General features: G+C 61.4%; 21 protein-coding genes. 9 read left to right on the forward strand and 12 right to left on the reverse strand.

Annotated elements, in window-relative coordinates; translation table 11 throughout:
• The first annotated feature begins 62 nt into the window (after positions 1 to 62).
• Both hisD and hisC read left to right on the forward strand, forming a co-directional pair.
• A complete protein-coding gene (gene hisD / locus J3P86_RS04225) occupies positions 63 to 1400 on the forward strand; it encodes a histidinol dehydrogenase (protein WP_434626086.1) in 1338 nt (445 codons plus the stop codon).
• 1 nt (position 1401) lies between these two features.
• Positions 1402 to 2454, forward strand: a complete 1053-nt coding sequence (gene hisC / locus J3P86_RS04230; RefSeq protein WP_434626083.1) for a histidinol-phosphate transaminase — start codon at positions 1402 to 1404, stop codon at positions 2452 to 2454.
• 203 nt (positions 2455 to 2657) lie between these two features.
• Here the strand turns inward: hisC and J3P86_RS04235 are convergent, their stop codons facing one another.
• The 3 genes from J3P86_RS04235 to algW form a co-directional block, all read right to left on the reverse strand.
• Positions 2658 to 3377 (reverse strand): DUF4198 domain-containing protein, encoded by a 720-nt coding sequence (locus J3P86_RS04235; protein WP_434569792.1) that lies wholly within the window; start codon positions 3375 to 3377, stop codon positions 2658 to 2660.
• A 14-nt stretch (positions 3378 to 3391) separates the two neighbouring features.
• Positions 3392 to 5497, reverse strand: coding sequence for a TonB-dependent siderophore receptor (locus J3P86_RS04240; protein WP_434626078.1), 2106 nt, complete (start codon positions 5495 to 5497; stop codon positions 3392 to 3394).
• A gap of 264 nt (positions 5498 to 5761) precedes the next feature.
• Positions 5762 to 6922, reverse strand: coding sequence for a Do family serine endopeptidase AlgW (algW, locus tag J3P86_RS04245; RefSeq protein ID WP_305496771.1), 1161 nt, complete (start codon positions 6920 to 6922; stop codon positions 5762 to 5764).
• Positions 6923 to 7026: 104 nt separating this feature from the next.
• Between algW and J3P86_RS04250 the strand changes: the two genes are divergently transcribed.
• From J3P86_RS04250 to cysN, 3 genes are all read left to right on the forward strand, one after another.
• Entirely contained in the window at positions 7027 to 7785 is a 759-nt protein-coding gene (locus J3P86_RS04250) for a Nif3-like dinuclear metal center hexameric protein (protein ID WP_434626075.1), read from the forward strand.
• Positions 7786 to 8036: 251 nt separating this feature from the next.
• Positions 8037 to 8954, forward strand: a complete 918-nt coding sequence (gene cysD, locus J3P86_RS04255) for a sulfate adenylyltransferase subunit CysD (RefSeq protein ID WP_007912374.1) — start codon at positions 8037 to 8039, stop codon at positions 8952 to 8954.
• A 9-nt stretch (positions 8955 to 8963) separates the two neighbouring features.
• Entirely contained in the window at positions 8964 to 10862 is a 1899-nt protein-coding gene (gene cysN / locus J3P86_RS04260) for a sulfate adenylyltransferase subunit CysN (protein ID WP_434699511.1), read from the forward strand.
• Positions 10863 to 11046: 184 nt separating this feature from the next.
• Here cysN and J3P86_RS04265 read toward each other — a convergent pair whose 3' ends face one another.
• The 3 genes from J3P86_RS04265 to J3P86_RS04275 are packed head-to-tail and all read right to left on the reverse strand — an operon-like array spanning position 11047 to position 14454.
• Positions 11047 to 11955 (reverse strand): acyltransferase, encoded by a 909-nt coding sequence (locus tag J3P86_RS04265; protein WP_434626071.1) that lies wholly within the window; start codon positions 11953 to 11955, stop codon positions 11047 to 11049.
• The gene (gene pta / locus J3P86_RS04270; RefSeq protein WP_305496764.1) at positions 11956 to 14055 is read right to left on the reverse strand and encodes a phosphate acetyltransferase; all 2100 of its coding nucleotides are present in this window, start codon (positions 14053 to 14055) and stop codon (positions 11956 to 11958) included.
• A gap of 60 nt (positions 14056 to 14115) precedes the next feature.
• Positions 14116 to 14454 carry a DUF3565 domain-containing protein gene (locus J3P86_RS04275; protein WP_305496763.1) on the reverse strand — a complete coding sequence of 113 codons (339 nt, stop codon included), beginning with the start codon at positions 14452 to 14454 and terminating at the stop codon, positions 14116 to 14118.
• Here J3P86_RS04275 and J3P86_RS04280 point away from each other — a divergent pair.
• From J3P86_RS04280 to J3P86_RS04290, 3 genes are all read left to right on the forward strand, one after another.
• Complete coding sequence (locus J3P86_RS04280) at positions 14423 to 14908, forward strand: FKBP-type peptidyl-prolyl cis-trans isomerase (RefSeq protein WP_305496761.1); 486 nt, start codon at positions 14423 to 14425, stop codon at positions 14906 to 14908. The two genes, J3P86_RS04275 and J3P86_RS04280, sit on opposite strands and share 32 nt — an antisense overlap.
• Positions 14909 to 15023: 115 nt before the next feature.
• Complete coding sequence (locus tag J3P86_RS04285) at positions 15024 to 15506, forward strand: glutathione peroxidase (RefSeq protein ID WP_434626066.1); 483 nt, start codon at positions 15024 to 15026, stop codon at positions 15504 to 15506.
• A 309-nt stretch (positions 15507 to 15815) separates the two neighbouring features.
• Complete coding sequence (locus tag J3P86_RS04290; protein ID WP_434699512.1) at positions 15816 to 16919, forward strand: NADH:flavin oxidoreductase; 1104 nt, start codon at positions 15816 to 15818, stop codon at positions 16917 to 16919.
• 18 nt (positions 16920 to 16937) lie between these two features.
• On the opposite strand, the gene J3P86_RS04295 is transcribed toward J3P86_RS04290, so the two are convergent.
• The 3 genes from J3P86_RS04295 to cysZ all read right to left on the reverse strand — a co-directional run bounded on the left by J3P86_RS04295 (position 16938) and on the right by cysZ (position 20223).
• Positions 16938 to 17984, reverse strand: a complete 1047-nt coding sequence (locus tag J3P86_RS04295; protein WP_434699514.1) for an IS110 family transposase — start codon at positions 17982 to 17984, stop codon at positions 16938 to 16940.
• Between the two features lie 241 nt (positions 17985 to 18225).
• The gene (locus J3P86_RS04300) at positions 18226 to 19425 is read right to left on the reverse strand and encodes a glycosyltransferase family 4 protein (RefSeq protein WP_434626062.1); all 1200 of its coding nucleotides are present in this window, start codon (positions 19423 to 19425) and stop codon (positions 18226 to 18228) included.
• A gap of 39 nt (positions 19426 to 19464) precedes the next feature.
• Positions 19465 to 20223, reverse strand: a complete 759-nt coding sequence (gene cysZ / locus J3P86_RS04305) for a sulfate transporter CysZ (protein WP_434653658.1) — start codon at positions 20221 to 20223, stop codon at positions 19465 to 19467.
• Positions 20224 to 20534: 311 nt separating this feature from the next.
• Here cysZ and trxB point away from each other — a divergent pair, with 311 nt between their 5' ends.
• A complete protein-coding gene (gene trxB / locus J3P86_RS04310) occupies positions 20535 to 21497 on the forward strand; it encodes a thioredoxin-disulfide reductase (RefSeq protein ID WP_212799028.1) in 963 nt (320 codons plus the stop codon).
• Positions 21498 to 21692: 195 nt separating this feature from the next.
• On the opposite strand, the gene J3P86_RS04315 is transcribed toward trxB, so the two are convergent.
• The 3 genes from J3P86_RS04315 to J3P86_RS04325 all read right to left on the reverse strand — a co-directional run bounded on the left by J3P86_RS04315 (position 21693) and on the right by J3P86_RS04325 (position 23748).
• A complete protein-coding gene (locus tag J3P86_RS04315; protein ID WP_434699516.1) occupies positions 21693 to 22943 on the reverse strand; it encodes a 2-aminoadipate transaminase in 1251 nt (416 codons plus the stop codon).
• Positions 22944 to 23120: 177 nt separating this feature from the next.
• Entirely contained in the window at positions 23121 to 23459 is a 339-nt protein-coding gene (locus J3P86_RS04320) for a HopJ type III effector protein (protein WP_305496755.1), read from the reverse strand.
• Positions 23452 to 23748: a DUF1244 domain-containing protein gene (locus tag J3P86_RS04325; RefSeq protein WP_434699517.1), complete on the reverse strand. Its 297-nt coding sequence runs from the start codon at positions 23746 to 23748 to the stop codon at positions 23452 to 23454. Before J3P86_RS04325 ends, J3P86_RS04320 begins: the two co-directional genes overlap by 8 nt.
• Positions 23749 to 23778: the final 30 nt, after the last annotated feature.

Raw genomic sequence — 23778 nt, forward strand, 5'->3', positions numbered from 1 at the left:
CCCACGCGAATGGACTGGTAGCTTAGGGCGCCTGAGCATTTGCCATTAATGAGGCCCTCGCCATGACCGCTCCCACCTCGATTCGCCGACTCAACGCTGCCGACCCGGATTTCGCACATCATCTGGATCATCTGCTGAGCTGGGAGAGTGTGTCCGACGACTCGGTCAATCAGCGTGTGCTCGACATTATCAAAGCCGTGCGCGAGCGTGGTGATGCCGCACTGGTGGAGTTCACCCAGAAGTTCGACGGCCTCCAAGTCGCCTCGATGGCCGACCTGATCCTGCCGCGCGAGCGCCTGGAGCTGGCCCTGACCCGAATCACCGTGCCCCAGCGCGAAGCCTTGGAAAAAGCTGCGTCCCGCGTGCGCAGCTATCACGAAAGACAGAAGCAGGATTCCTGGAGCTACACCGAAGCCGATGGCACGGTGCTTGGCCAGAAGGTCACGCCGCTGGACCGCGCCGGCCTGTATGTGCCGGGTGGCAAGGCCTCCTATCCGTCTTCGGTGTTGATGAATGCGATTCCGGCCAAGGTGGCTGGCGTGACCGAAGTGGTCATGGTCGTCCCGACTCCGCGCGGGGACATCAACGAACTGGTGTTGGCGGCCGCCTGCATCGCCGGCGTCGACCGAGTGTTCACCATCGGCGGTGCGCAGGCCGTGGCTGCGTTGGCCTATGGCACCGAAAGCGTGCCGCGGGTCGACAAGGTGGTCGGGCCGGGCAATATCTATGTTGCCACCGCCAAGCGCCACGTATTTGGCCAGGTCGGCATCGACATGATCGCCGGCCCTTCGGAGATCCTCGTGGTCTGCGACGGCCAGACCGACCCGGACTGGATCGCCATGGACCTGTTTTCCCAGGCCGAGCACGACGAAGATGCCCAGGCCATCCTGGTCAGTCCGGATGCAGGGTTCCTCGACAAGGTCGCTGCCAGTATCGCCAAGCTGCTGCCGACCATGGACCGCGCCGAGATCATCAACACCTCGATCAATGGCCGTGGAGCGCTGATCAAGGTCGAAGACATGGAGCAGGCCATCGAGGTCGCCAACCGCATCGCGCCGGAACACCTGGAGTTGTCGGTGGCCGACCCGCAAGCCTGGCTGCCGAAGATTCGCCATGCCGGTGCGATCTTCATGGGCCGTCACACGTCCGAGGCATTGGGTGATTATTGCGCGGGCCCCAACCACGTGCTGCCGACTTCCGGCACCGCGCGTTTCTCGTCGCCGCTGGGCGTTTACGATTTCCAGAAACGTTCGTCGATCATTTTCTGCTCCGAGCAGGGCGCGTCCGAACTGGGCAAGACCGCTTCGGTGCTGGCCCGCGGCGAATCGCTGAGCGCCCACGCTCGTAGCGCCGAGTACCGCATTCTTGACGAGCCATCCATTGAAGGGCAGGGGAACTGAAATGAGTAAATTCTGGAGCCCGTTCGTCAAGAACCTGGTGCCCTACGTGCCGGGCGAACAGCCGAAGCTGACCCGGCTGGTCAAGCTCAACACCAACGAAAATCCCTACGGCCCATCGCCCAAGGCCCTGGCCGCGATGCAGACCGAGCTGAACGACAACCTGCGCCTGTATCCGGACCCCAACAGTGATTTGCTGAAAAGCGCCGTGGCCCGATATTACGCAGTGCAGACCAACCAGGTGTTCCTGGGCAACGGTTCGGATGAAGTGCTGGCGCACATTTTCCACGGCTTGTTGCAGCACGATCAGCCGTTGTTGTTCCCGGACATCAGCTACAGTTTCTATCCGGTTTATTGCGGGCTGTACGGTATCCAGTTCGATGCGGTGCCGCTGGATGAACAATTCCGGATCGACCCGGCAGACTACGCCAAGCCCAATGGCGGGATCATTTTCCCCAACCCGAATGCGCCGACCGGTTGCCTGCTGGCGCTGGACGCGGTGGAACAGATCCTCAGGGCCAGCCCGGATTCAGTGGTAGTGGTCGATGAGGCCTATATCGATTTCGGCGGCGAAACGGCCATCAGCCTGGTGGATCGTTATCCGAACCTGCTGGTGACACAAACCCTGTCCAAGTCACGCTCGCTGGCGGGGCTGCGCGTGGGCCTGGCGGTGGGCCATCCGGACTTGATCGAAGCGTTGGAGCGGATCAAGAACAGCTTCAACTCCTACCCGCTGGATCGCCTGGCGAATGTCGGCGGCGCGGCAGCGTTCGATGATCGCGAGTATTTTGACCAGACCTGCCGGTCGGTCATCGAGCACCGCGAATGGGTAGTTGGGCAGCTTGAAGCCAAGGGTTTTGAAGTACTGCCGTCGGCGGCCAACTTCATCTTCGCCCGTCACCCCCGACATGACGCGGCGGGGCTGGCGGCGAAACTGCGCGAGCAGGGCGTGATCGTGCGGCACTTCAAGCAGGCGCGCATCGCCCAGTTCCTGAGGATCAGCATCGGCACGCCGGAGCAGAACCAGGCACTGATCGAGGCTATGGGCGAGCTCTAACCTTCAGCACGGCCCTGTGGGAGCGAGCTTGCTCGCGATGGCTGAGTGTTTGTCACCTCAAGGGTGGCTGAACCGACGCTTTCGCGAGCAGGCTCGCTCCCACATGCGTTTCAGGGTGTCCAAAAGGTCGGCAAACTTGTAAATCCCCTGTGGGAGCGAGCCTGCTCGCGAAGGCGTCGGCTCAGCTCCCGCAGTTTTCGACTTCACTCGTGATGCGGCTCACCGAGGAATGTCAGCGAAGTAAACACCCCGCGCGTCGCCACGTCCTTGTTGTCCTTGAGCGGGATTTCCATGCTTGCGGCGATCACGTTCAAACCTTCATTGCGCACCAGCACCTTGGCCCGGCCTTCGGCGTCGGTTTCAGTGCTCACGGTGTTCGGTGCGCTGCGGTAGTCGCCCACCAGCTTCACACCGGCGGCCGGTTTGCCATCGAGCAGCACCCGCACCGGCAGCGATTGGCCGGGGCCGACGGTCAGCGGGTCGACTTCCGGCAGGATCACGAACTTGATCGGTTCGAGCTTCGGCAGCTTGGCGCCCGGCTCGTAGATCGCCAGGCTGTACTTGAAGGTCTGGGTTGATTCAATCGCCCCAGGCACTTTGCTGCGGCCTTCGTTGATCCATTTCTTGTCGGCGGTCTGCGACCACATGCCGTTGTCCAGGGCGACCGCCAGCACGGCCGGCGGCTTGAGCGGCTGCAGGCGCGCGTGGTCCGACAAACGCTCCACCGTGACCGGGATCATCTTGCCGCCGAGGTCGTAGGCCCAGGCGCCACTGATTTTCTGCGCCTTGAAGGCGTTGTCTTCGGCGCCGTGGCCGTAGATCACCTCGATATTGCCGCGGCGTTGTTCGGTCCACAGGCCATGGGCCGAGGCGTCGATAGCCAGGAGCATGCCGAGCAGGGCAAAGGTCTTGGGGTATTTCATGCTGATTTTCCTTTTTATAGATCGAGGGTGAGGCTGACAGTGAAGTTGCGCGGATCGCCGGGGGTGACCCAGTAATTGCTGTAGGAGCGTTCGTAGTATTTTTCGTCGAGGACGTTGTTCAGGTTCAGGCCGACGGTGACGTTGTCACTGGCCTTGTAATGGGCCAGCAGATCCACGGTGTGGTAGGCCGGCAGTTCGAAGTCCTTGCCGGCCTCGCCCGAGCGATCGCCGACATAAGTGAATGCCGCGCCAACGTCCGAGCCGCGCAGGTGGCCGTCCTGGAATTCGTAGACCCCAAGCAGGCTGCCGCTGCGCTTGGCAACGCCGAGGATCCGGCTGCCGTCGGGAATCTGCTCGTCGCCCTTGGTCACTTCGGCATCGATGTAGGCGAAGGCGCCAATTACCCGCACGGCGTCGGTCACCTGGCCGGTGACCTGGAGGTCGATGCCCTGGCTGCGGGCCTTGCCCACGGCGCGGCTGAAGTCGGTTCCGGCGACTTGGGTCAGGACGTTTTCCTTCTCTATATGAAAAGCCGCCAGGGTGGTGCTCAGGCGATCGTCGAACAGCTCGCTCTTGATTCCGAGTTCATAACCGACACCTTCCTCCGGGTCGAAGGTCTTGCCGCCGGCATCCAGGCCGTTATTGGGCTTGAACGAAGTGGAGGCGTTGGCGAACAGCCCGACTTCAGGCGTCAGTTGATACAGCAGCCCCGCGCGTTGCGTCAGGGCGTCATGGCGCTGACGGCTGGTGACGTCGTTGACATGATTGTCGATGCTTTGCTCGAAGTGCTCATAGCGCACGCCAAGCAGGCCGCGTAGTTTGTCGGTGAAGACGATCTGGTCCTGCAGGTTCAGGGCCCTGCTTTCGACATGCTCGAAGAAGTCCGTGCCGGAGCGCGTACCGTTGGGTTTCGGCTGGCCGTAGATCGGGTTGTAAATGTCGATGGGATAAGCGCTGCCGGCGATGGTCGTCACGCGTTCGTTCTTGCGATAGTCCTCGTATTCCGTGCCGATCAGCAGTTCATGCCGCCAGGGGCCGAGGTCGAACTGGCCGCGCAGTTCCAACTGGGTGATGCTGTCGTGCCAATCATTGTCGCGCTCGCGGTAGCGGCGGTTCACGGTGTGGCCGTCGGCGTTCAGGGCGCGCGCCTCTGAGGCGAAGCCCCAGAGTTCACCCTGCTTGTAATGGCTGGCCAGACGCAGTTGCCAGGTATCGTTGAGCTGATGCTCAAGGGCGGCCTGGAGCATATTGTTGTGATTGTCGATGTCGCCGTCGTTGGGTTCGCCGAGGAAAGTCGAGCGGGAGACGCCACCCCAGCGATTATTCGGAGCGACGATGCCGCGATCGAACGTCGAGCTGTGGCGCACGATTTCGCTTTCCACCAGCAGTCGAGTGTCCGGGCTCAGTTGCCAACTGATGGACGGGGCCACGAAGACGCGCTTGCTGTCGACGTGATCACGGAAACTGTGGTTGTCCTCCACCGCCAGGTTTACTCGCGACAGCAGGTTGCCTTCGGCGTCCAGTGGCGTATTGACGTCCAGCGCTGTGCGATATCGGTCCCAACTGCCGGCGCTGGTCTGCAGTGTGGTGAAGGCTTCGGGTTGGGGTTTCTTGGTGACAATGTTCACCGTCCCGCCAGGGTCTCCCCGACCATAAAGGCTGGCCGCCGGGCCCTTCAAAACTTCGATGCGTTCGATATTGGCGGCGTCCGGGGTGCTTGGGTAACCGCGGTTGGCGCTGAAGCCGTCCTTGTAGAACTCCGACGTGGTAAAGCCGCGCACGCTGTATTCATAAAGCGTCAGGCCGCCGAAATTGTTCTGCTTCGATACGCCACCGGCATATTCCAGCGCCCGTTCGACGCTGGTACTGCCCAGGTCCTTGAGCACGCTGGCGGTAATCACGCTGATGGATTGCGGGACGTCGCGCAGGGCGGTGTCGGTTTTGGTCGCGCTGGCGGAGCGGGTGGCGCGATAACCTGAAACGGGGCCGGTGGGGGATTCGTACTCGGACGTGACGTTGATGGCGTCCAGTTCCAGGGGCTGGATTTCTTCGGCGAAGGCGGGATCACCGAGCAGGCCCAGGGCGAGACTGGCAGCGGAAATCCGTTTGAAGGATGACATGTTATGTTGTTCCAATTTTAGTATTGAAACAATATAACACTACTAATGAGAATTTATGCTATCTGTAATTTCAGGTGCAGCTATGGTCGCCGCAGAACGAGGAGTACATGTGGCGAGGGGATTTATCCCCGCTGGGCTGCGCAGCAGTCCTTACTTGGCTGCCGCGGTGTGTCAGTCTGGTCGAGTCGCTTGCTCTTGGGGCTGCTTCGCAGCCCAGCGGGGATAAATCCCCTCGCCACAAGTGTTCTGATCAAGGCGCCGCGGTTACTCTTCTTCCTTGAGCACCACCGGTGCCGGCGGTGGACGCAGGCCGATCTCGGCGGTGAGCTTGAGCTCCTTGCCGTTGCGCATCACCTGGATGGTGACCTTGTCGGTGGGCTTGATCCGCGCCACCTGGTTCATCGAGCGGCGGCCGTCGCCGGCCGGTTCGCCGTCGATGCTGAGGATCACGTCACCCAATTGCAGGCCGGCTTTCTGGGCCGGACCGTCGCGGAAAATCCCCGCCACGACGATGCCGGGGCGCCCGGACAAGCCAAAGGATTCCGCCAGCTCCTGGGTCAGCGGCTGGACTTCAATGCCCAGCCAGCCGCGAATCACCTGGCCGTGCTCGATGATCGACTTCATCACCTCCATGGCCAGCTTCACCGGAATGGCGAAGCCAATGCCCTGGCTGCCGCCGGACTTGGAGAAGATCGCCGTATTGATCCCGGTGAGATTGCCATTGGCATCCACCAGCGCACCGCCGGAGTTGCCGGGGTTGATCGCGGCGTCGGTCTGGATGAAATCCTCGTAGTTGTTCAGGCCCAACTGGTTGCGACCGGTGGCGCTGATGATGCCCATGGTCACGGTCTGGCCGACGCCGAACGGGTTGCCGATCGCCAGGGCCACGTCGCCGATACGGATGCTGTCGGAGCGGCCGATGGTGATCGCCGGCAGGTTCTTCAAATCGATCTTCAGCACGGCCAGATCGGTTTCCGGGTCGCTGCCGATCACCCGCGCCAGGGTTTCACGACCGTCCTTGAGTGCCACCACGATCTGGTCGGCACCACTGGTGACGTGGTTGTTGGTCAGGATGTAGCCTTCCGGGCTCATGATGACGCCCGAGCCCAGGCTTGATTCCATGCGCTTCTGCTTGGGGGAATTGTCACCAAAGAAGCGTCGGAATTGCGGGTCCTCGAACAGTGGGTGACCGGACTTGTTGACGACCTTGGTGGTGTACAGGTTGACCACCGCCGGCGCGGCGAGGGTCACCGCATCCGCATAGGACACGGGGCCCTGCTGCGGAGCCTTGGCCTGCGGTGCCTGTTGCAGGTTGACGTCGAGGCTTGGCAAGCCGACCCATTCCGGGTAGCGCTGGATAATCAGTAGTGCGACAAGTACGCCGGCCAACAGCGGCCAGCCGGAAAAACGCAGCGCCTTGAGCATTAAGCACGTCCTACAGAGGTTGCAGGCGGAATGGGACCGCCCATAATGTCGCGCATTATACGAGGCCGCGCACGCCTCTGAACGGGATATTTAGGAGTCTTTTTATGGCCGTAGCCCTGAGCACCCTGGTTGAAGAAGCGGACCGATACCTGGCAAGCAGCCGGGTCGCCGATTACTGCCCCAATGGCTTGCAGGTCGAGGGCGCGCCGCAGGTGATGCGCATCGTCAGCGGCGTGACCGCCAGCCAGGCGCTGCTCGACGCCGCCGTGGAGGCCAGCGCCGACCTGGTGCTGGTGCATCATGGTTATTTCTGGAAGGGTGAGAACCCGTGCATCACCGGCATGAAGCAGCGGCGCCTGAAAACGCTGCTCAAGCACGACATCAGTCTCTTGGCTTACCACTTGCCGCTGGATCTGCACCCCGAGGTGGGCAATAACGTGCAACTCGCCCGGCAGTTGGACATCACCGTGGAGGGGCCGCTGGACCCGGACAATCCGAAAATCGTCGGCCTGGTCGGCTCCTTGTCCGAGCCGATGACGCCCCGGGATTTCGCTCGCAAGGTCCAGGAAGTGATGGGGCGCGAGCCGTTGTTGATCGAAGGCGAGCAGATGATCCGCCGGGTGGGCTGGTGCACCGGCGGTGGCCAGGGCTACATCGATCAGGCGGTACTCGCCGGGGTTGACCTGTATCTCAGCGGCGAAGCGTCGGAGCAGACCTTCCACAGCGCCCGGGAGAACGGCATCAGCTTCATTGCTGCCGGGCATCATGCGACCGAGCGCTACGGCGTCCAGGCGCTGGGTGACTATCTGGCGCGACGCTTCGCGCTGGAGCATATCTTCATCGATTGCCCGAATCCTATCTGACTGCTGGTCACCCCTGTGGGAGCGAGCCTGCTCGCGAAAGCGTTATAACAGACACATGGGTATTGACTGACGCACCGCTTTCGCGAGCAGGCTCGCTCCCACATTGATACCTGAACGCGCCCGAACCCACAGGCATATCCATATGCTGTTTCGATCTAGTTGGCGCCCTGATTAGAAGAGGTCGCTGTGCTAGGATTCCCCGCTCGAACACGGCCCGCTGGCCGTTCATAAGAAAGCTTTCGTGAGTAGCCATGGTCGACAAACTGACGCATCTGAAACAGCTGGAGGCGGAAAGCATCCACATCATCCGCGAGGTGGCCGCCGAGTTCGATAACCCGGTGATGCTGTACTCCATCGGTAAAGACTCCGCCGTGATGCTGCACCTGGCACGCAAGGCGTTTTTCCCCGGCAAGCTGCCGTTTCCGGTGATGCACGTCGACACCCGCTGGAAATTCCAGGAGATGTACAAGTTCCGCGACAAGATGGTCGAAGAACTGGGCCTGGACCTGATCACCCACATCAACCCGGACGGCGTCGCGCAGAACATCAACCCGTTCACCCACGGTAGCGCCAAGCACACCGACATCATGAAGACCGAGGGCCTGAAGCAGGCGCTCGACAAGCATGGTTTCGACGCTGCATTCGGCGGCGCCCGTCGCGATGAAGAGAAGTCCCGCGCCAAGGAGCGCGTCTACTCGTTCCGCGACAGCAAGCACCGCTGGGACCCGAAGAACCAGCGCCCCGAACTGTGGAACGTCTATAACGGCAAGGTCAACAAGGGCGAGTCGATCCGCGTCTTCCCGCTGTCGAACTGGACCGAGCTGGACATCTGGCAGTACATCTACCTCGAAGGCATCCCGATCGTGCCGTTGTACTTCGCCGCCGAGCGTGAAGTGATCGAGAAGAACGGCACGCTGATCATGATCGACGACGAGCGCATCCTCGAGCACCTGTCCGACGAAGACAAGGCGCGCATCGTCAAGAAGAAAGTGCGTTTCCGTACCCTTGGCTGCTACCCGTTGACGGGCGCGGTGGAGTCCGAGGCCGAAAGCCTGACGGACATCATTCAGGAAATGCTCCTGACGCGAACTTCCGAGCGCCAGGGCCGGGTCATCGACCACGATGGCGCAGGCTCGATGGAAGACAAGAAACGTCAGGGTTATTTCTAAGGGGTTGTCATGTCGCACGTATCTGATTTGATCAGCGAGGACATCCTCGCCTACCTGGGCCAGCACGAACGTAAAGAGCTGCTGCGCTTTTTGACCTGCGGTAACGTCGACGACGGCAAGAGCACCCTGATCGGGCGCCTGCTGCACGACTCGAAGATGATCTACGAAGATCATCTGGAAGCGATCACTCGCGATTCGAAGAAAGTCGGCACCACCGGTGACGACATCGACCTGGCGCTGCTGGTCGACGGCCTGCAGGCCGAGCGCGAGCAAGGCATCACCATCGATGTCGCCTACCGCTATTTCTCCACCGCCAAGCGTAAATTCATCATCGCCGACACGCCCGGCCATGAGCAGTACACCCGCAACATGGCCACCGGTGCCTCCACCTGTGACCTGGCGATCATCCTCGTGGATGCCCGCTACGGCGTGCAGACCCAGACCCGTCGCCACAGCTTCATCGCCTCGTTGCTGGGCATCAAGCACATCGTCGTGGCCATCAACAAGATGGACCTCAAGGACTTCGACCAGGGCGTATTCGAGTCGATCAAGGCCGACTACCTGAAGTTCGCCGAAGGCTTGAAGATGAAGCCCACCAGCATGCACTTCGTGCCGATGTCGGCGCTCAAGGGCGACAACGTGGTGAACAGGTCCGAGCGTTCGCCGTGGTACACCGGCCAGTCGCTGATGGAAATTCTCGAGACCGTGGAAGTGGCGGGCGACCGCAACTTCACCGACCTGCGTTTCCCGGTGCAGTACGTCAACCGTCCGAACCTGAACTTTCGCGGTTTCGCCGGCACCCTTGCCAGCGGCATCGTGCACAAGGGCGACGAAGTCGTGGTGCTGCCGTCGGGCAAGAGCAGCCGCGTGAAATCCATCGTCACCTTCGAGGGCGAGCTGGAACACGCCGGCCCAGGCCAGGCTGTGACGTTGACCATGGAAGACGAGATCGATATCTCCCGTGGCGACCTGCTGGTACACGCCGACAACGTTCCGCCGGTGACCGACAGCTTCGAAGCGATGCTGGTGTGGATGGCCGAAGAGCCGATGCTGCCGGGCAAGAAGTACGACATCAAGCGCGCCACCAGTTACGTGCCCGGCTCGATTGCCAGCATCGTCAACAAGGTCGATGTGAACACCCTTCAAGAAGGTCCGGCCAGCGCGTTGCAGCTCAACGAAATCGGCAAGGTGAAGATTGCTCTGGACGCGCCGATCGCCCTGGACGGCTACGAGAGCAACCGCACCACCGGCGCCTTCATTATCATCGACCGCCTGACCAACGGCACCGTCGGTGCCGGCATGATCGTCGCCCAGCCGCTGGCCCACGGCAGCAGCACGCACCACGGCAAACTGGCCCACGTGTCGGTGGAAGAACGCACCCAGCGTTTCGGCCAGCAGCCGGCCACCGTGCTGTTCAGCGGCCTGTCGGGCGCGGGCAAGAGCACGCTGGCCTATGCTGTAGAGCGCAAGCTGTTCGACATGGGCCGCGCGGTGTTCGTGCTCGATGGTCAAAACCTGCGCCACGACTTGAACAAAGGCTTGCCGCAGGACCGTGCCGGACGCACCGAGAACTGGCGTCGTGCGGCTCACGTCGCCCGTCAGTTCAACGAAGCGGGCCTGTTGACCCTGGCCGCCTTCGTTGCACCGAGTGCCGAAGGGCGTGAGCAGGCCAAGGACCTGATCGGCCGCGAGCGCCTGCTGACGGTCTATGTCCAGGCCTCGCCAACGGTGTGCGCCCAGCGTGATCCGCAAGGGCTGTATGCCGCCGCCGGCGACAACATCCCGGGCGAGTCCTTCCCGTACGACGTGCCGCTGGATGCCGACCTGGTGATCGACACCCAGTCGCTGACCCTGGAAGAGAGCGTCAAGCAGGTGCTGGATCTGCTGCGCAAGCGTGGGGCGATCTAAGGGAAGCAGCTACAAGCTTCTAGCTTCAAGCGGCAAGTAAAAGCCCGCCGATGAATGATCATCGGCGGGCTTTTTTGTTGTCTGGAGGGACGCCATCGCGAGCAAGCTCGCTCCCACAGGTATTTGTCTCAGCGCTGACCATTGTGGGAGCCAGCTTTCTCGCGATGAGGCCTGTACAGTCACCTCAAGACTTGGCGGGATACTCGCGATGCATCTGCTCAAGCAGCGCATCCTTGTCTTGCCACAACTGATTGATCCAACCCTGGAATTCCAGGCGATACTCCCCATCCTGGTCGTAGCTTTTGCCGATGAACTGCGGCGGGATCTTCAACTCCTGGAAATGCACCACCACCTCGCCAACGTTGCCGCAGAGCAAATCCCAATAGCCCGGACGGCCGCCCGGATAATGGATCGTCACGTTGATGATCGACTCCAGTTGCTCGCCCATCGCATCAAGCACAAACGCGATGCCGCCGGCCTTGGGCTTGAGCAGGTAGCGAAACGGTGATTGTTGCTGGGCATGCTTACCCTCGGTGAAGCGCGTGCCTTCGACGAAATTGAAGATGCCCACGGGGTTGTTGCGAAACTTCGCGCAGGTCTTGCGGGTGGTTTCCAGGTCCTTGCCTTTCTTCTCCGGATGCTTTTCCAGGTACGTCTTGGAGTAACGCTTCATGAACGGAAACCCCAGCGCCCACCAGGCCAGGCCGATCACCGGCACCCAGATCAGCTCCTGCTTGAGAAAGAACTTCAATGGACGGATGCGTCGGTTCAGCACGTATTGCAGCACCATGATGTCGACCCAGCTCTGGTGGTTGCTGGTGATCAGGTACGAGTGCTGGTAGTCCAGGCCTTCCAGGCCGCTGAGGCGCCAGCGGGTAGGGCGCACCAGGTTCATCCAGGCCTTGTTGTTACTGATCCAGGCTTCGTGGATGTGGCTCATCAGCCAGTCGGTGAAACGCTGGGCGGCGGGGAAGGGCAGCAACAGCTTGAAGATCGCCACGACGAACAGCGGCGTACAGCAGGCGATGGTGTTCAGCGCCAACAGCAGCGAGGCAATGACGCCGCGCACGGGGGCAGGCAGGAAATCCAGCATTTAAATGTCCAGAGGTCGGTTGGCGGCTTGGATCGCTGTCAGGGCGATGGTGTACACGATGTCATCGACCTGGGCGCCGCGCGGCAGGTCGTTCACCGGTTTGCGCAGGCCTTGCAGCATCGGCCCGAGGCTGACGCAGTCGGCGCTGCGCTGCACGGCCTTGTGGGTGGTGTTGCCGGTGTTCAGGTCCGGGAAAATGAACACCGTGGCGCGGCCGGCTACCTGGCTGTTGGGCGCCAATTGCCGGGCCACGGCCTCGTTGGCGGCGGCGTCGTATTGCAACGGCCCGTCGATCAGCAAGCCATGTTGTGCCTCGTGGGCCAGCAGGGTGGCTTCGCGGACCTTCTCCACTTCTTCACCGCTGGCCGATTCGCCGCTGGAATAGCTGAGCATCGCCACCCGTGGCGTGATGCCGAACGCTGCGGCTGAATCGGCGCTTTGCAGGGCGATTTCGGCCAGCTCCGCTGCACTGGGGTGCGGGTTCATCACGCAGTCGCCGTAGACCAGCACTTCCTCGGGAAACAGCATGAAAAATACCGAGGACACCAGCGAACAGCCGGGTGCGGTCTTGATCAGTTGCAACGCCGGGCGAATGGTATTGGCGGTGGAGTGGATGACCCCCGAGACAAGCCCGTCGACTTCATCCAGCGCCAGCATCATGGTGCCGATCACCACGGTGTCTTCCAGTTGCTGCTCGGCCATCGGTGCGTTCAGGCTCTTGCTTTTGCGCAGCCGCACCATGGGTTCCACGTAGCGCTCGCGGATCGTATCCGGGTCGAGAATCTCCAACCCAGGCGGCAGTTCGATGCCTTGGGCGCGGGCCACCGCTTCGACGTCGGCCGGCTTGGCCAGCAGCACGCAACGGGCGATGCCTCGGGCCTGGCAAATCGCCGCCGCCTGTACGGTCAGCGGTTCGCTGCCTTCGGGCAAGACGATACGCTTGTTGGCCGCTTGGGCGCGCTGGATCAGTTGGTAGCGGAACACCGCCGGCGACAGGCGCATTTCCCGGGGCGTGCCGCAGCGTTGGTGCAGCCAGTTGGCGTCGAGGTGACTGGCAACAAAATCGGTGATGATCTCCGCGCGTTCGCGGTCATCGATGGGGATTTCCTTGTTCAGGCTGTTGAGCAGGTTGGCGGTGTCGTAGGAACCGGTGCTCACCGACAGCACCGGCAACCCCGCCTGCAAGGCGCCTCGGCACAAGTCCATGATGCGCGGGTCGGGCAGGGTGTCGCTGGTCAGCAGCAGGCCGGCCAGCGGCACGCCGTTGATCGCCGCCAGGCTCACGGCCAGGATGATGTCATCGCGATCGCCCGGGGTGACCACCAATACGCCGGGCTTGAGCAGCTCCACCGTGTTGCGCATGGTGCGGGCGCAGATGATGATGTTGCTCATGCGCCGGGTTTCGTAGTCGCCGGCGTTGAGTACCTGCGCGCCCATCAGGTCGGCCACGTCGCGGGTGCGCGGGGCGTTGAGTTCGGGGCGAAAAGGGATGCAGCCGAGCAGGCGGAAGTCGCCGCTGCGCAGCAGGGGCGAGTGCTCCTTGAGCCGTGCTGAAAACGCTTCCATGCTTTCGTCGGTGCGCACCTTGTTGAGGATCACGCCGAGGACCTTCGGATCTTTCGGCCCGCCGAACAGTTGCGCCTGCAACTCGACACGACCGGACAGTTCGGTCAGCACTTCGTTTTCCGGCGCCGACACCAGGATCACCTCGGCGTCCAGGCTCTTGGCCAGGTGCAGGTTGACCCGGGCGGCGTAGCTGGCGCTGCGGGTCGGGACCATGCCCTCGACGACCAGCACGTCCTTGCCGATCGCGGCCTGTTGATAGAGGGTGATGATTTCTTCCAGCAATTCATCGAGCTGGCCATCGCCGAGCATGCGCTCCACATGGGCCAGGCCCAGTGGTTGCGGTGGCTTGAGGCCGTGGGTACGGGCCACCAGTTCGGTGGAGCGTTCCGGGCCGGTATCGCCAGGGTGGGGCTGGGCGATGGGTTTGAAAAAGCCGACTTTCAGCCCGGCCCGTTCGAGGGTACGCACCAGCCCGAGGCTGATGGAGGTCAGACCCACACCAAAGTCGGTGGGCGCGATAAAAAAAGTCTGCATGCGGATTCTCTAGAGGGGCATGGCAAGGCTGCAGCCTATGACTGGCTGTCTACCGTCAATTCAGTCGCCAAGGTTAGCGCTAACCGGGCCTTGAGCGCACCAGCCGCAATCAAAGGGCTGGCCTATTTTTTCAATACGTTGCGCCGGGTCCAGCACCCAGGCCCGGGATTGCCACGGTGGCTGGTGGCGCAGGTGCTGGGTGTGGCCGCAGGACAGCTCGGCCACCCAGTGCCCGTCCTCATCCTGATGGAAACCGGTGACCGTTGGTCTGTTCGAGCTAGCCCGTTTGTCCGGGTTCCGTTCGCTTTCGGGCAAATCCTTGTTTAGACTTGTCCGTTCTTCATTCTTATGCAAAAGGTCTCGCCCCATGCTGATCGCCGCCAATAAGGCTGTCTCCATCGACTATACCCTGACCAACGACGCTGGTGAGGTCATCGACAGCTCCGCCGGCGGCGCTCCGCTGGTCTACCTGCATGGCGCAGGCAACATCATCCCGGGCCTGGAAAAAGCCCTGGAAGGCAAAACCACCGGTGACGAGCTGAAAGTGGCCGTTGAGCCGGAAGACGCTTATGGCGAATATTCCGCCGAGCTGGTCAGCACCCTGAGCCGCAGCATGTTCGAAGGCGTGGATGAGCTGGAAGTGGGCATGCAGTTCCACGCTTCGGCGCCTGATGGCCAGATGCAAATCGTCACTATCCGTGACCTCGACGGCGACGACGTGACTGTCGACGGCAACCACCCGTTGGCCGGTCAGCGCTTGAACTTCCAGGTCAAGATCGTCGACATCCGTGATGCCAGCCAGGAAGAAATCGCCCATGGCCACGTCCATGGTGAAGGCGGCCATCAGCACTGATTTCTGCGCTACGCTCAAGTTGACTGGAGAGGCGCCCTATGGCGCCTTTTTAGTCGCTTGCTGTTAGCATCGCCCATGGCTGTTTCGAAAAGATCCGCAAACCCTGGAGTTCGTCATGAGTGCTTTCCACGACCTTAAACTGCAAGCCCTGGATGGTCAGGAGCTTCCCCTCGCGCCATTCAAGGGCCAAGTCGTGCTGGTGGTCAACGTCGCCTCCAAATGTGGCCTGACGCCTCAGTACGCGGCGCTGGAAAATCTTTATCAGCAATACAAGGACCAGGGGTTCAGCGTGCTGGGCCTGCCCTGTAATCAGTTCGCCGGCCAGGAGCCTGGGACCGAGCAGGAGATCCAGGAATTCTGCAGCCTCAATTACGGCGTGACGTTTCCGCTGTCGAGCAAGCTGGAAGTGAACGGCCACGACCGTCACCAGCTGTACCGTCTGTTGGCGGGTGAAGGTGCCGAGTTTCCCGGGGACATCACCTGGAACTTCGAAAAATTCCTGCTCGGCAAGGACGGCCGGGTGCTGGCGCGTTTCTCGCCGCGCACGTCGCCGGATGATCCTTCGGTGATCCAGGCGATTGAAAAAGCGCTGAGCTAAACCATCCGCTGAACTTTTGTGGCGAGGGGATTTATCCCCGTTGGGCTGCGGAGCAGCCCTAAAATCTGATGCCTCGGTGTGTCAGCTTTATCAAGTCGCTTGCTCTTGGGGCTGCTGCGCAGCCCAGCGGGGATAAATCCCTTCGCCACAGGTTATGCGCTCGGCTTGCATCAGGTTGAGCCTCTCCAATGTCGATCTTCGCGGCCTTCTGATCCTTAATCACTCCAATCAATAGTGCTACCCAGCGCTGTGCATGTCCCATATTATCGTCGTCATATCCGATGCGACCTCGTTTTCATGGAGTGCCCCATGCCTGTAAGAGCCCTGTTCAAACCCTTTCATCTCGGCGCGCTGGAACTGCCGACCCGGGTCGTGATGGCGCCGATGACGCGCTCCTTTTCGCCTGGCGGCGTGCCGAACTCCAAGGTGATCGAGTATTACCGTCGTCGCGCGGCGGCCGGGGTCGGCCTGATCATCACCGAGGGCACCACGGTCGGCCACCGGGCGTCCAATGGCTATCCGAACGTACCGCACTTCTACGGCGACGCCGCGCTGGCCGGCTGGAAAAAAGTGGTCGATGCCGTGCACGCCGAAGGCGGCAAGATTGTTCCGCAACTGTGGCATGTGGGCAACGTGCGGCGCCTCGGCACCGAGCCGGATGGCGCCGTGCCGGGCTACGGCCCGACTGAAAAGCTCAAGGATGGCCAAGTCGTGGTCCATGGCATGAGCCAGACGGACATCGACGAGGTCATTGCGGCATTCGCCCAAGCGGCAAAAGATGCCCAGAGCATCGGCATGGACGGGGTGGAAATCCACGGTGCCCACGGCTACCTGGTGGACCAGTTTTTCTGGGAAGGCAGTAATCAGCGCACCGATGGTTATGGTGGCAGCCTGGCCAACCGTTCGCGCTTTGCGATCGAGCTGATTCGCGCGGTGCGGGCTGCGGTAGGTGAGGGCTTCCCGATCATTTTCCGTTTCTCCCAATGGAAACAGCAGGACTACACCGCGCGCCTGGTGCAGACGCCCGAAGCGCTGGGAGAATTTCTCAAGCCCCTGGCGGATGCCGGCGTGGATATCTTCCACTGTTCTACGCGTCGCTTCTGGGAGCCGGAATTCGAAGGCTCGGACCTGAACCTGGCCGGCTGGACCCGCAAGCTCACGGGCAAGCCCACCATTACCGTCGGCAGCGTCGGCCTTGATGGTGAGTTCCTGCAATTTATGGTGAACACCGACAAGGTTGCGCAACCGGCCAGCCTGGAGAATCTGCTCGAGCGCCTGAACAAGGAGGAATTCGATCTGGTGGCGGTGGGGCGCGCGCTGCTGGTGGATCCGGACTGGGCGCAGAAAGTGCGGGAAGGGCGCGAACAGGAGATCCTGCCGTTCAGCCGCGAGGCGTTGATGACCTTGGTTTAAGCATCGTCTGAGCTGACGCTATCGCGAGCAAGCTCGCTCCCACAGGGGATTTCGGTAGAACAGCAGATATATATTCCGCCGAAGATTCAATGTGGGAGATTCTATGTTGCAGGGGAACCCTGCAGCATAGAATTTAGGGCGATATTCGCTCTGGTTTTTCATCAGGGCGAATGCCACCCGGCACAATTTCCGGGCGAGGATCACCAAGGCTTGGGTTCTGGCGAAACCTCTTGCCAAGCAGGATTCGTAGTAAGGTTTCCAGACAGGAGACCGGCTAGCCGCCATCGCCGCGGTGTGCGCCAAGCGTCGCAGTTCGCCATCTCCTTTTTTGCTTAGGTGCCTGGGGCTGTGTTTTTTTCCGGAATCCTTTGGCCTCAGGTCCATCCCTAAAAAGGCAATAAACGCATCGCCGCTGGCGAAGTCACCTCGCATGAAGGCTGTCGCCAGACCTGTTGCCGTCAGTTCACCCACGCCCTCAATGGCTTTGCAGCGGTTGATGTTTTCAGTAATTCCCGCCTCTTGGCTGGCCTCGCGCAATAGCTTCTGGATGGCCCGATCGCTTTGCTTGAAGGCCTCCAGTTGCTCGGTCAGGATATCCTTCAGAAGCGGTTCGCCCGACCAACTCAGCATGAGGCTGACGCGCGCTTTGATGAGTTCTGCGCGCTTGCGTAGCAGGCTCTTTAATACTTTGTAGGCCTGCGGAGGTGGGGTCCAGACGCGTAGCCGTTGCTGTTCGTTTGTCAGATAGCGCGCCAGCAAACGTGCATCGCAAGGATCGGTTTTGGCCCGCTGTCCAATGCTTTCGCGGTAGTGGGCCACCCGATAGGCATCCACAACGTAAACCCTGTGCCCCATCCCATGAGCCAGTTCAGCCGTGTCCAGGTGATAAAAGCTGGTGGCTTCCAGTGCAATCAAACTTTGCGCTGGCAACGTTTCGAGCCAACGAACAAGGGCCTTACGGTCGTTATCAACAATCTGAATGCTTTTTAGATCTTCGCGATAAGCCACGATTTCAGCCTTGGCGACATCAATACCGATAACCGCTGGGGAGGTAAGGATTGTCATCTCGAATCCTCGGAGCTAGGATTTAGATGCTTGTCGGGGTCTACCGTAGCGCTGGCTTGCTTCTATCGTCGGTTTACCGATGAATTCCTTATCGGCGCTTTAGGTAGAAAGGGCGGGACGAGAAGTCTCCCACGGTCCGTACTGGCTAGAGTCGGAATCGAGCTTTTAGTCCCGCCCACCCCTTCAAGTCTAAACATACAAGCGAGCTTGCTCGCGATGGCGCCCTCAGCATCAGCGACAATCAACGCACCGTCGGCGCCGCAGGCAGCACCTGCTCACCCACACAAACCCCGCGTAACTGCGCCTCGAACTGCTCGATCACCGATGCCCAGCCCTGGCGACTGGCATGCTGGCGCGCATTGAGCCGCACACAACGCAAGGCCTCGCGCTCTTCCAGCAGCCAGCGGGCCGCGTCGCAAAAAGCCTCTTCATCCCCTGGCATCGCCAGCACGCCGTTATAGCCGTGACGGATGTGCTGCGCCGCCGCAGCCTGATCGTAGGCCACCACGCCCAGCCCCGAGGCAAGTGCTTCGAGCACGACGTTGCCAAAGGTTTCGGTCAGGCTCGGAAAGACAAACACGTCCCCGGACGCATAATGCGCAGCCAGCGCTTCGCCACGCTGTGCGCCGCAAAAGATCGCCTCGGGCAATTGCTGTTCGAGGGCGGGCCGCTGCGGGCCGTCACCGACTATCACCAGTCTGATTCGCCGTGCCGGGAAGGCGCTGCTCAGCGTGTCGAAACTGCGCTTGAGCAGCCCGAGGTTTTTCTCCGGCGCCAGGCGTCCGACATGGATGACGGCAATGTCGTCCTCGCCCAGGCCCCACGTTTCACGAAGGTCTGTGGAGCGTTTGGCTGGATGGAACAGTTGGCTGTCCACGCCGCGGGACAGCAACGCCACGCGTTCGAAATGCCGGCGTTCCAGTTCCAGACGCTGGCTGAGGCTGGGCACCAGTGTCAGGCTGGAGCGGTTGTGGAACCAGCGCAGGTAATGGGTCAGCCCGCGACTTAGCAAGCCGAGGCCATATTGCTGGGTGTATTGCTGGAAATTGGTATGGAAGCCGCTGACCACCGAAATCCCCAGGCGCCGCGCTGCTCGTAGCGCGGACAAGCCCAGCGGGCCTTCCGTGGCGATATACAGCACGTCCGGGCGATGACGTTTCCAGCGCCTGAGCAACTTGTGCATCGACGCCTGCCCCCATTGCAGCCCCGGATACCCGGGCAAAGGCCAGCCCCGGCATAGCAGCAACTGCTCGTCACTGGCCAGGCCGTGGTCCCCGGCCTGGCGTGGGCGGATCAGTTCCACCCGGTGCCCGCGGGCACGCAAGCCGTCGTAGAGACGACCCAGGGTGTTGGCTACGCCATTGATTTCCGGCGCAAAGGTTTCGGTGACGAGGGTAACGTGCAGGAGTGTGGTCATGACCCCAGTGTCGACCGGGGCCATTTCGTCATTGTGACGCCAGGATGATGGATTTGTGACGGCTCAGCCCTGACGGGCCAAAGCGGTCTCGGCACCTTGTTCGCGCACCCAGAACAGCGTCGCCCCGGCCACCGCCGCCGGCATCATCAAAATGTTCACGAAGGGGATCAGCAACACCAGGTAAACGCTGCCGCCGAAGCCCAGGCTCTGCCAGCGTTTTTCCCGCAGCCAGGCGAGCATCTCTTTCCAGCCCAGTTTGTGGTTGTCCGCCGGGTAGTCGATGTACTGGATCGCCATCATCCAGATGCCGAACAGCAGCCACAGCGGTGCGGCGACGATATTGATCACCGGGATGAATGACAGCACGAACAGCCCCAGGGCCCGGGGCAGAAAATAGCCGAGCTTGCGCGCCTCCCGGGCCAAGGTACGCGGGATCATCGCAACCAGCTCGCCCCAACTGAACGCGGGGAAATCATCGGTGCCGCGAACCACTACCTCGACTTTCTCGGCGAGAAAGCCATTGAAGGGCGCCGCAATGATATTGGCGAGCATGGTGAAGCTGAAAAACACCATCAGTACGACAAGGACGACGAACAATGGCCAGAGCACGTAACTGAGAAAGCTCAGCCAATCCGGCAACGACGGCATCAGCGTGTCGACCCACAGGCTGAACTGGTGACCGGCGAGGTAGATCAGCCCGACGAACAACACCAGATTGATCGCCAGCGGCAACAAGACAAACAGGCGCAGGCTGGGGCTCAGGACCAGTTTGAGTCCTTCTCGCAAATATTGCGGGCCGGACAGGACAGGGGCGGCGGGCATAGGTGGCTCCGAGGGTAGGTGGACGCGCCGACCTTACCGGCTTTGCTCGGTGCGCGAAAGCCACGACACTGTGTGTAACAAAGGTTTAGCGCAGGATCGCAGCTATCGGGAGCGCTGCCGCGGATAGAGCTCACCTATGAGCTGGATTGTTAAACCGTATTTCCTTAATCTTCGCTCCCTCGATACGCTGCACCCAATCTTTTTCAGGACTGTCGAACCCAAGCCTTCCCCAAGTGCATCCACAGTCCTTTTTTATTCCCGCCGCATAGCCGGCGTTCCGGGCCGCAGGGTCCGGTCAACAGGAGCAAGTCATGTCTGAAGTCCGTCATTCGCGAGTGATTATCCTCGGTTCCGGCCCTGCCGGTTACAGCGCCGCGGTCTATGCGGCACGTGCCAACCTCAAGCCGTTGCTGATCACCGGCATGCAGGCCGGCGGTCAGTTGACCACCACCACTGAAGTCGACAACTGGCCGGGTGATGTCCATGGCCTGACCGGTCCGGCCTTGATGGAACGCATGAAGGAACACGCCGAGCGCTTCGAGACCGAGATCGTTTTCGACCACATCAACGCCGTGGATTTCGCCGCCAAGCCCTACACCCTGACCGGCGACAGCGCGACCTACACCTGTGATGCCCTGATCATCGCCACCGGCGCCAGCGCCCGCTACCTGGGCCTGCCATCGGAGGAAGCTTTCATGGGCAAAGGCGTGTCCGCCTGCGCCACCTGCGATGGTTTCTTCTACCGCAACAAGCCGGTCGCCGTGGTCGGTGGCGGCAACACCGCAGTCGAGGAAGCGCTGTACCTGGCCAACATCGCCAGCACGGTCACGCTGATCCACCGTCGCGAAACCTTCCGCGCCGAGAAAATCCTGATCGACAAGCTCAACGCCCGCGTCGCCGAAGGCAAGATCATCCTCAAGCTCAACGCGACCCTGGACGAAGTGCTGGGCGACAACATGGGCGTGACCGGTGCCCGCCTGAAGAACAACGACGGCAGCTTTGACGAGATCAAGGTCGACGGCGTCTTCATCGCCATCGGCCACACGCCGAACACCTCGTTGTTCGAAGGCCAGCTGGAGCTCAAGGACGGCTACCTGGTGGTCAAGGGCGGTCGCGACGGCAACGCCACGGCCACCAGCGTCGAAGGTATCTTCGCGGCCGGCGACGTGGCCGACCACGTCTACCGCCAGGCGATCACCTCGGCCGGCGCCGGTTGCATGGCGGCCCTGGACACCGAGCGTTACCTGGATGGCTTGCAGAACGTTTCGTTCTGATCCATCGGGCAATAAAAAACCGGCTTCGGCCGGTTTTTTTATGCCTGTCACATGACCAACGGGTGGATGCCGAGCCCTTGTGGGAGCGAGCTTGCTCGCGATGACGGTGTGTCAGTCAACATAGATGTTGGCTGACCTGACGCTATCGCGAGCAAGCTCGCTCCCACAAGGGCTGTGTGGACAAGGGGACCGTATTCAGGCCAGTTCCGCCAGGCACGCTTCCAAGATGTCCAATCCCTCTTCCAGCACCGCCGGCTCGGTCGTCAACGGCGCCAGTAGCCGAATGATGTGCCGGGATTTGCCGCTGGGCATCAGCAGCAAGCCCGAGTCCCGTGCCGCCGCCAACAATTGCGTCAATTGAGCCGACGCCGGGGTGCCATCGGCGTGGGCCAGTTCGATGCCGCGCATGACGCCGACTCCGGTCAACCGCCCCAGATAGGGGGACAACCCGCGACGGCGCCAGGATTCGTAGCGGCTAACTATGGCCTCCTCCTGGCGTGCGCCCCAGGCCCGCAGGTTCGTGTCGGTCATCTCGTCCAGGGTCGCCAGCGCGGCGGCGCAGGCGATAGGGTTGCCCGAGTAGGTGCCGCCGAGGCCGCCCTTGGGCAGGTTGTCCATCAGGGCTTTGCGTCCCATCACCGCCCCCAGCGGGACACCGCCGGCGATGCTCTTGCCCAGCAGGATCAGGTCCGGTTCGATGCCCAGCCGCGAAAACGCAAAACGTTGGCCGGTACGGCCGAAACCGGACTGGATCTCATCGATGACCAACACGATGCCCTTGTCGTCACAGAACTGGCGCAGCGCCTGGGCGAAGGCTATGTCCATCGCCAGGAAACCGGCTTCGCCCTGCACCGGCTCGACGATGAAACAGGCTACGTCGTTTACATCGATCTCGACGCTGAACAACCGGTCCATGGCTTTCAAGGCTTCGGCACAGGTCACGCCGTTGTCCTGGCTGGGATAGGGCAGGTGATAGACCGGTCCGGGCAGGACACCTACTTTCTGTTTGTAGGGCGCAACCTTGCCGTTGAGGTTGAGGGTGGCCAGGGTCCGGCCGTGGAAGCCGCCATCAAACGCGATCACGGCGGTGCGCCCCGTGGCGCCGCGGACGATTTTCAAGGCGTTCTCCGCTGCCTCGGCGCCGCTGTTGGTAAGCATGCCGCTAACCGGATAGTCCACCGGGATGAATCTTGCCAGGCGCTCCATCAATTCGAGATAAGGCCGGTGCGGCGCGGCGTTGAACGCATAGTGGGTCAACCGGGTGGCTTGCTCGCGAATCGCCTCGACGACACGCGGATGACAGTGGCCGAGATTCAGCACGCCGATGCCGCCGACAAAATCAATGTAGCGCTTGCCATCCGTGTCCCAGACTTCGGCGTTTCTTCCATGGTCGAGGCTGACGGGGTGAACGAAGGAAATCGATTGGCTGATGCTTTCGCGGCTCATGGATGACGGCTCGAAGGAAGAAATATTGCCTTTATCTAAGCCGCGGGGAGAGGCGCCCGGCAAACGAAATAAAGTTGCCGGGTCAATCATAAAAGTCGGGATGTGGATAACTGTGAATCTTGCGCAAGCGGCTCTTGTGGCGAGGGGGCAAGCTCCCTCGCCACAAGAGCGGGACGGTCAGCGCCGTTGCAGCGGCTGCGCCTCGAACTTCACGCCGGCGAGACCATGGACCATCAACGCGCGGATATTGCCGTGATCGCTGCCCTCGGGCGTGGCCAGCACCGAACGGTAATGCTCGCCAAACGCCAGGAGTGCTTCTTCATCGCTCAAGCCTTCAAGCAACGCCAGGCCCAGGGTCTTGCACGAACCTTCGTTCTGCCCGGCGGCGTTCTCGACGCCACCGTTGTTGAAAGCCTGGGGCTGGTAATCGTAGCCATCGGCGACAAAGGCCAGGGTATCGGCGAAAACATGTTCGCCACTCTTGAGGCTGGCGCGGAAGGTGTTCAGGTCAGGCATCGGGAGTTCCTTTGGCGAACGCCGCTTGCTGTTCGGCGCTGGCTTCTTTCTGGTATTGAGCTTTCCACTCGGCATAGGGCATGCCGTAGACGACTTCGCGGGCATCGTCGAGGCTGACCTCGACCTGACGCTCGTCGGCGGCAGCCTTGTACCACTTCGACAGGCAGTTGCGGCAGAAACCGGCGAGGTTCATCAGGTCGATGTTTTGCACATCCTTGCGGCTGTCCAGATGGGCAACCAGCTGGCGGAAAGCGGCGGCTTCGAGTTCGAGGCGTTGTTGATCGTTCATGGGAGTCTCTGCGAGACAGCTTCAAGCGGC

The organism is Pseudomonas sp. D1-1, from assembly GCF_051132225.1.
Lineage (GTDB): Bacteria > Pseudomonadota > Gammaproteobacteria > Pseudomonadales > Pseudomonadaceae > Aquipseudomonas.

Bases quoted from the DNA above. Each gene is read 5' to 3' on its own strand.
- hisD (WP_434626086.1), top strand. From the start codon at position 63: ATGACCGCTCCCACCTCGATTCGCCGACTCAACGCTGCCGACCCGGAT.
- hisC (WP_434626083.1), top strand. From the start codon at position 1,402: ATGAGTAAATTCTGGAGCCCGTTCGTCAAGAACCTGGTGCCCTACGTG.
- J3P86_RS04235 (WP_434569792.1), bottom strand. From the start codon at position 3,377: ATGAAATACCCCAAGACCTTTGCCCTGCTCGGCATGCTCCTGGCTATC.
- J3P86_RS04240 (WP_434626078.1), bottom strand. From the start codon at position 5,497: ATGTCATCCTTCAAACGGATTTCCGCTGCCAGTCTCGCCCTGGGCCTG.
- algW (WP_305496771.1), bottom strand. From the start codon at position 6,922: ATGCTCAAGGCGCTGCGTTTTTCCGGCTGGCCGCTGTTGGCCGGCGTA.
- J3P86_RS04250 (WP_434626075.1), top strand. From the start codon at position 7,027: ATGGCCGTAGCCCTGAGCACCCTGGTTGAAGAAGCGGACCGATACCTG.
- cysD (WP_007912374.1), top strand. From the start codon at position 8,037: ATGGTCGACAAACTGACGCATCTGAAACAGCTGGAGGCGGAAAGCATC.
- cysN (WP_434699511.1), top strand. From the start codon at position 8,964: ATGTCGCACGTATCTGATTTGATCAGCGAGGACATCCTCGCCTACCTG.
- J3P86_RS04265 (WP_434626071.1), bottom strand. From the start codon at position 11,955: ATGCTGGATTTCCTGCCTGCCCCCGTGCGCGGCGTCATTGCCTCGCTG.
- pta (WP_305496764.1), bottom strand. From the start codon at position 14,055: ATGCAGACTTTTTTTATCGCGCCCACCGACTTTGGTGTGGGTCTGACC.
- J3P86_RS04280 (WP_305496761.1), top strand. From the start codon at position 14,423: ATGCTGATCGCCGCCAATAAGGCTGTCTCCATCGACTATACCCTGACC.
- J3P86_RS04275 (WP_305496763.1), bottom strand. From the start codon at position 14,454: ATGGAGACAGCCTTATTGGCGGCGATCAGCATGGGGCGAGACCTTTTG.
- J3P86_RS04285 (WP_434626066.1), top strand. From the start codon at position 15,024: ATGAGTGCTTTCCACGACCTTAAACTGCAAGCCCTGGATGGTCAGGAG.
- J3P86_RS04290 (WP_434699512.1), top strand. From the start codon at position 15,816: ATGCCTGTAAGAGCCCTGTTCAAACCCTTTCATCTCGGCGCGCTGGAA.
- J3P86_RS04295 (WP_434699514.1), bottom strand. From the start codon at position 17,984: ATGACAATCCTTACCTCCCCAGCGGTTATCGGTATTGATGTCGCCAAG.
- J3P86_RS04300 (WP_434626062.1), bottom strand. From the start codon at position 19,425: ATGGCCCCGGTCGACACTGGGGTCATGACCACACTCCTGCACGTTACC.
- cysZ (WP_434653658.1), bottom strand. From the start codon at position 20,223: ATGCCCGCCGCCCCTGTCCTGTCCGGCCCGCAATATTTGCGAGAAGGA.
- trxB (WP_212799028.1), top strand. From the start codon at position 20,535: ATGTCTGAAGTCCGTCATTCGCGAGTGATTATCCTCGGTTCCGGCCCT.
- J3P86_RS04315 (WP_434699516.1), bottom strand. From the start codon at position 22,943: ATGAGCCGCGAAAGCATCAGCCAATCGATTTCCTTCGTTCACCCCGTC.
- J3P86_RS04320 (WP_305496755.1), bottom strand. From the start codon at position 23,459: ATGCCTGACCTGAACACCTTCCGCGCCAGCCTCAAGAGTGGCGAACAT.
- J3P86_RS04325 (WP_434699517.1), bottom strand. From the start codon at position 23,748: ATGAACGATCAACAACGCCTCGAACTCGAAGCCGCCGCTTTCCGCCAG.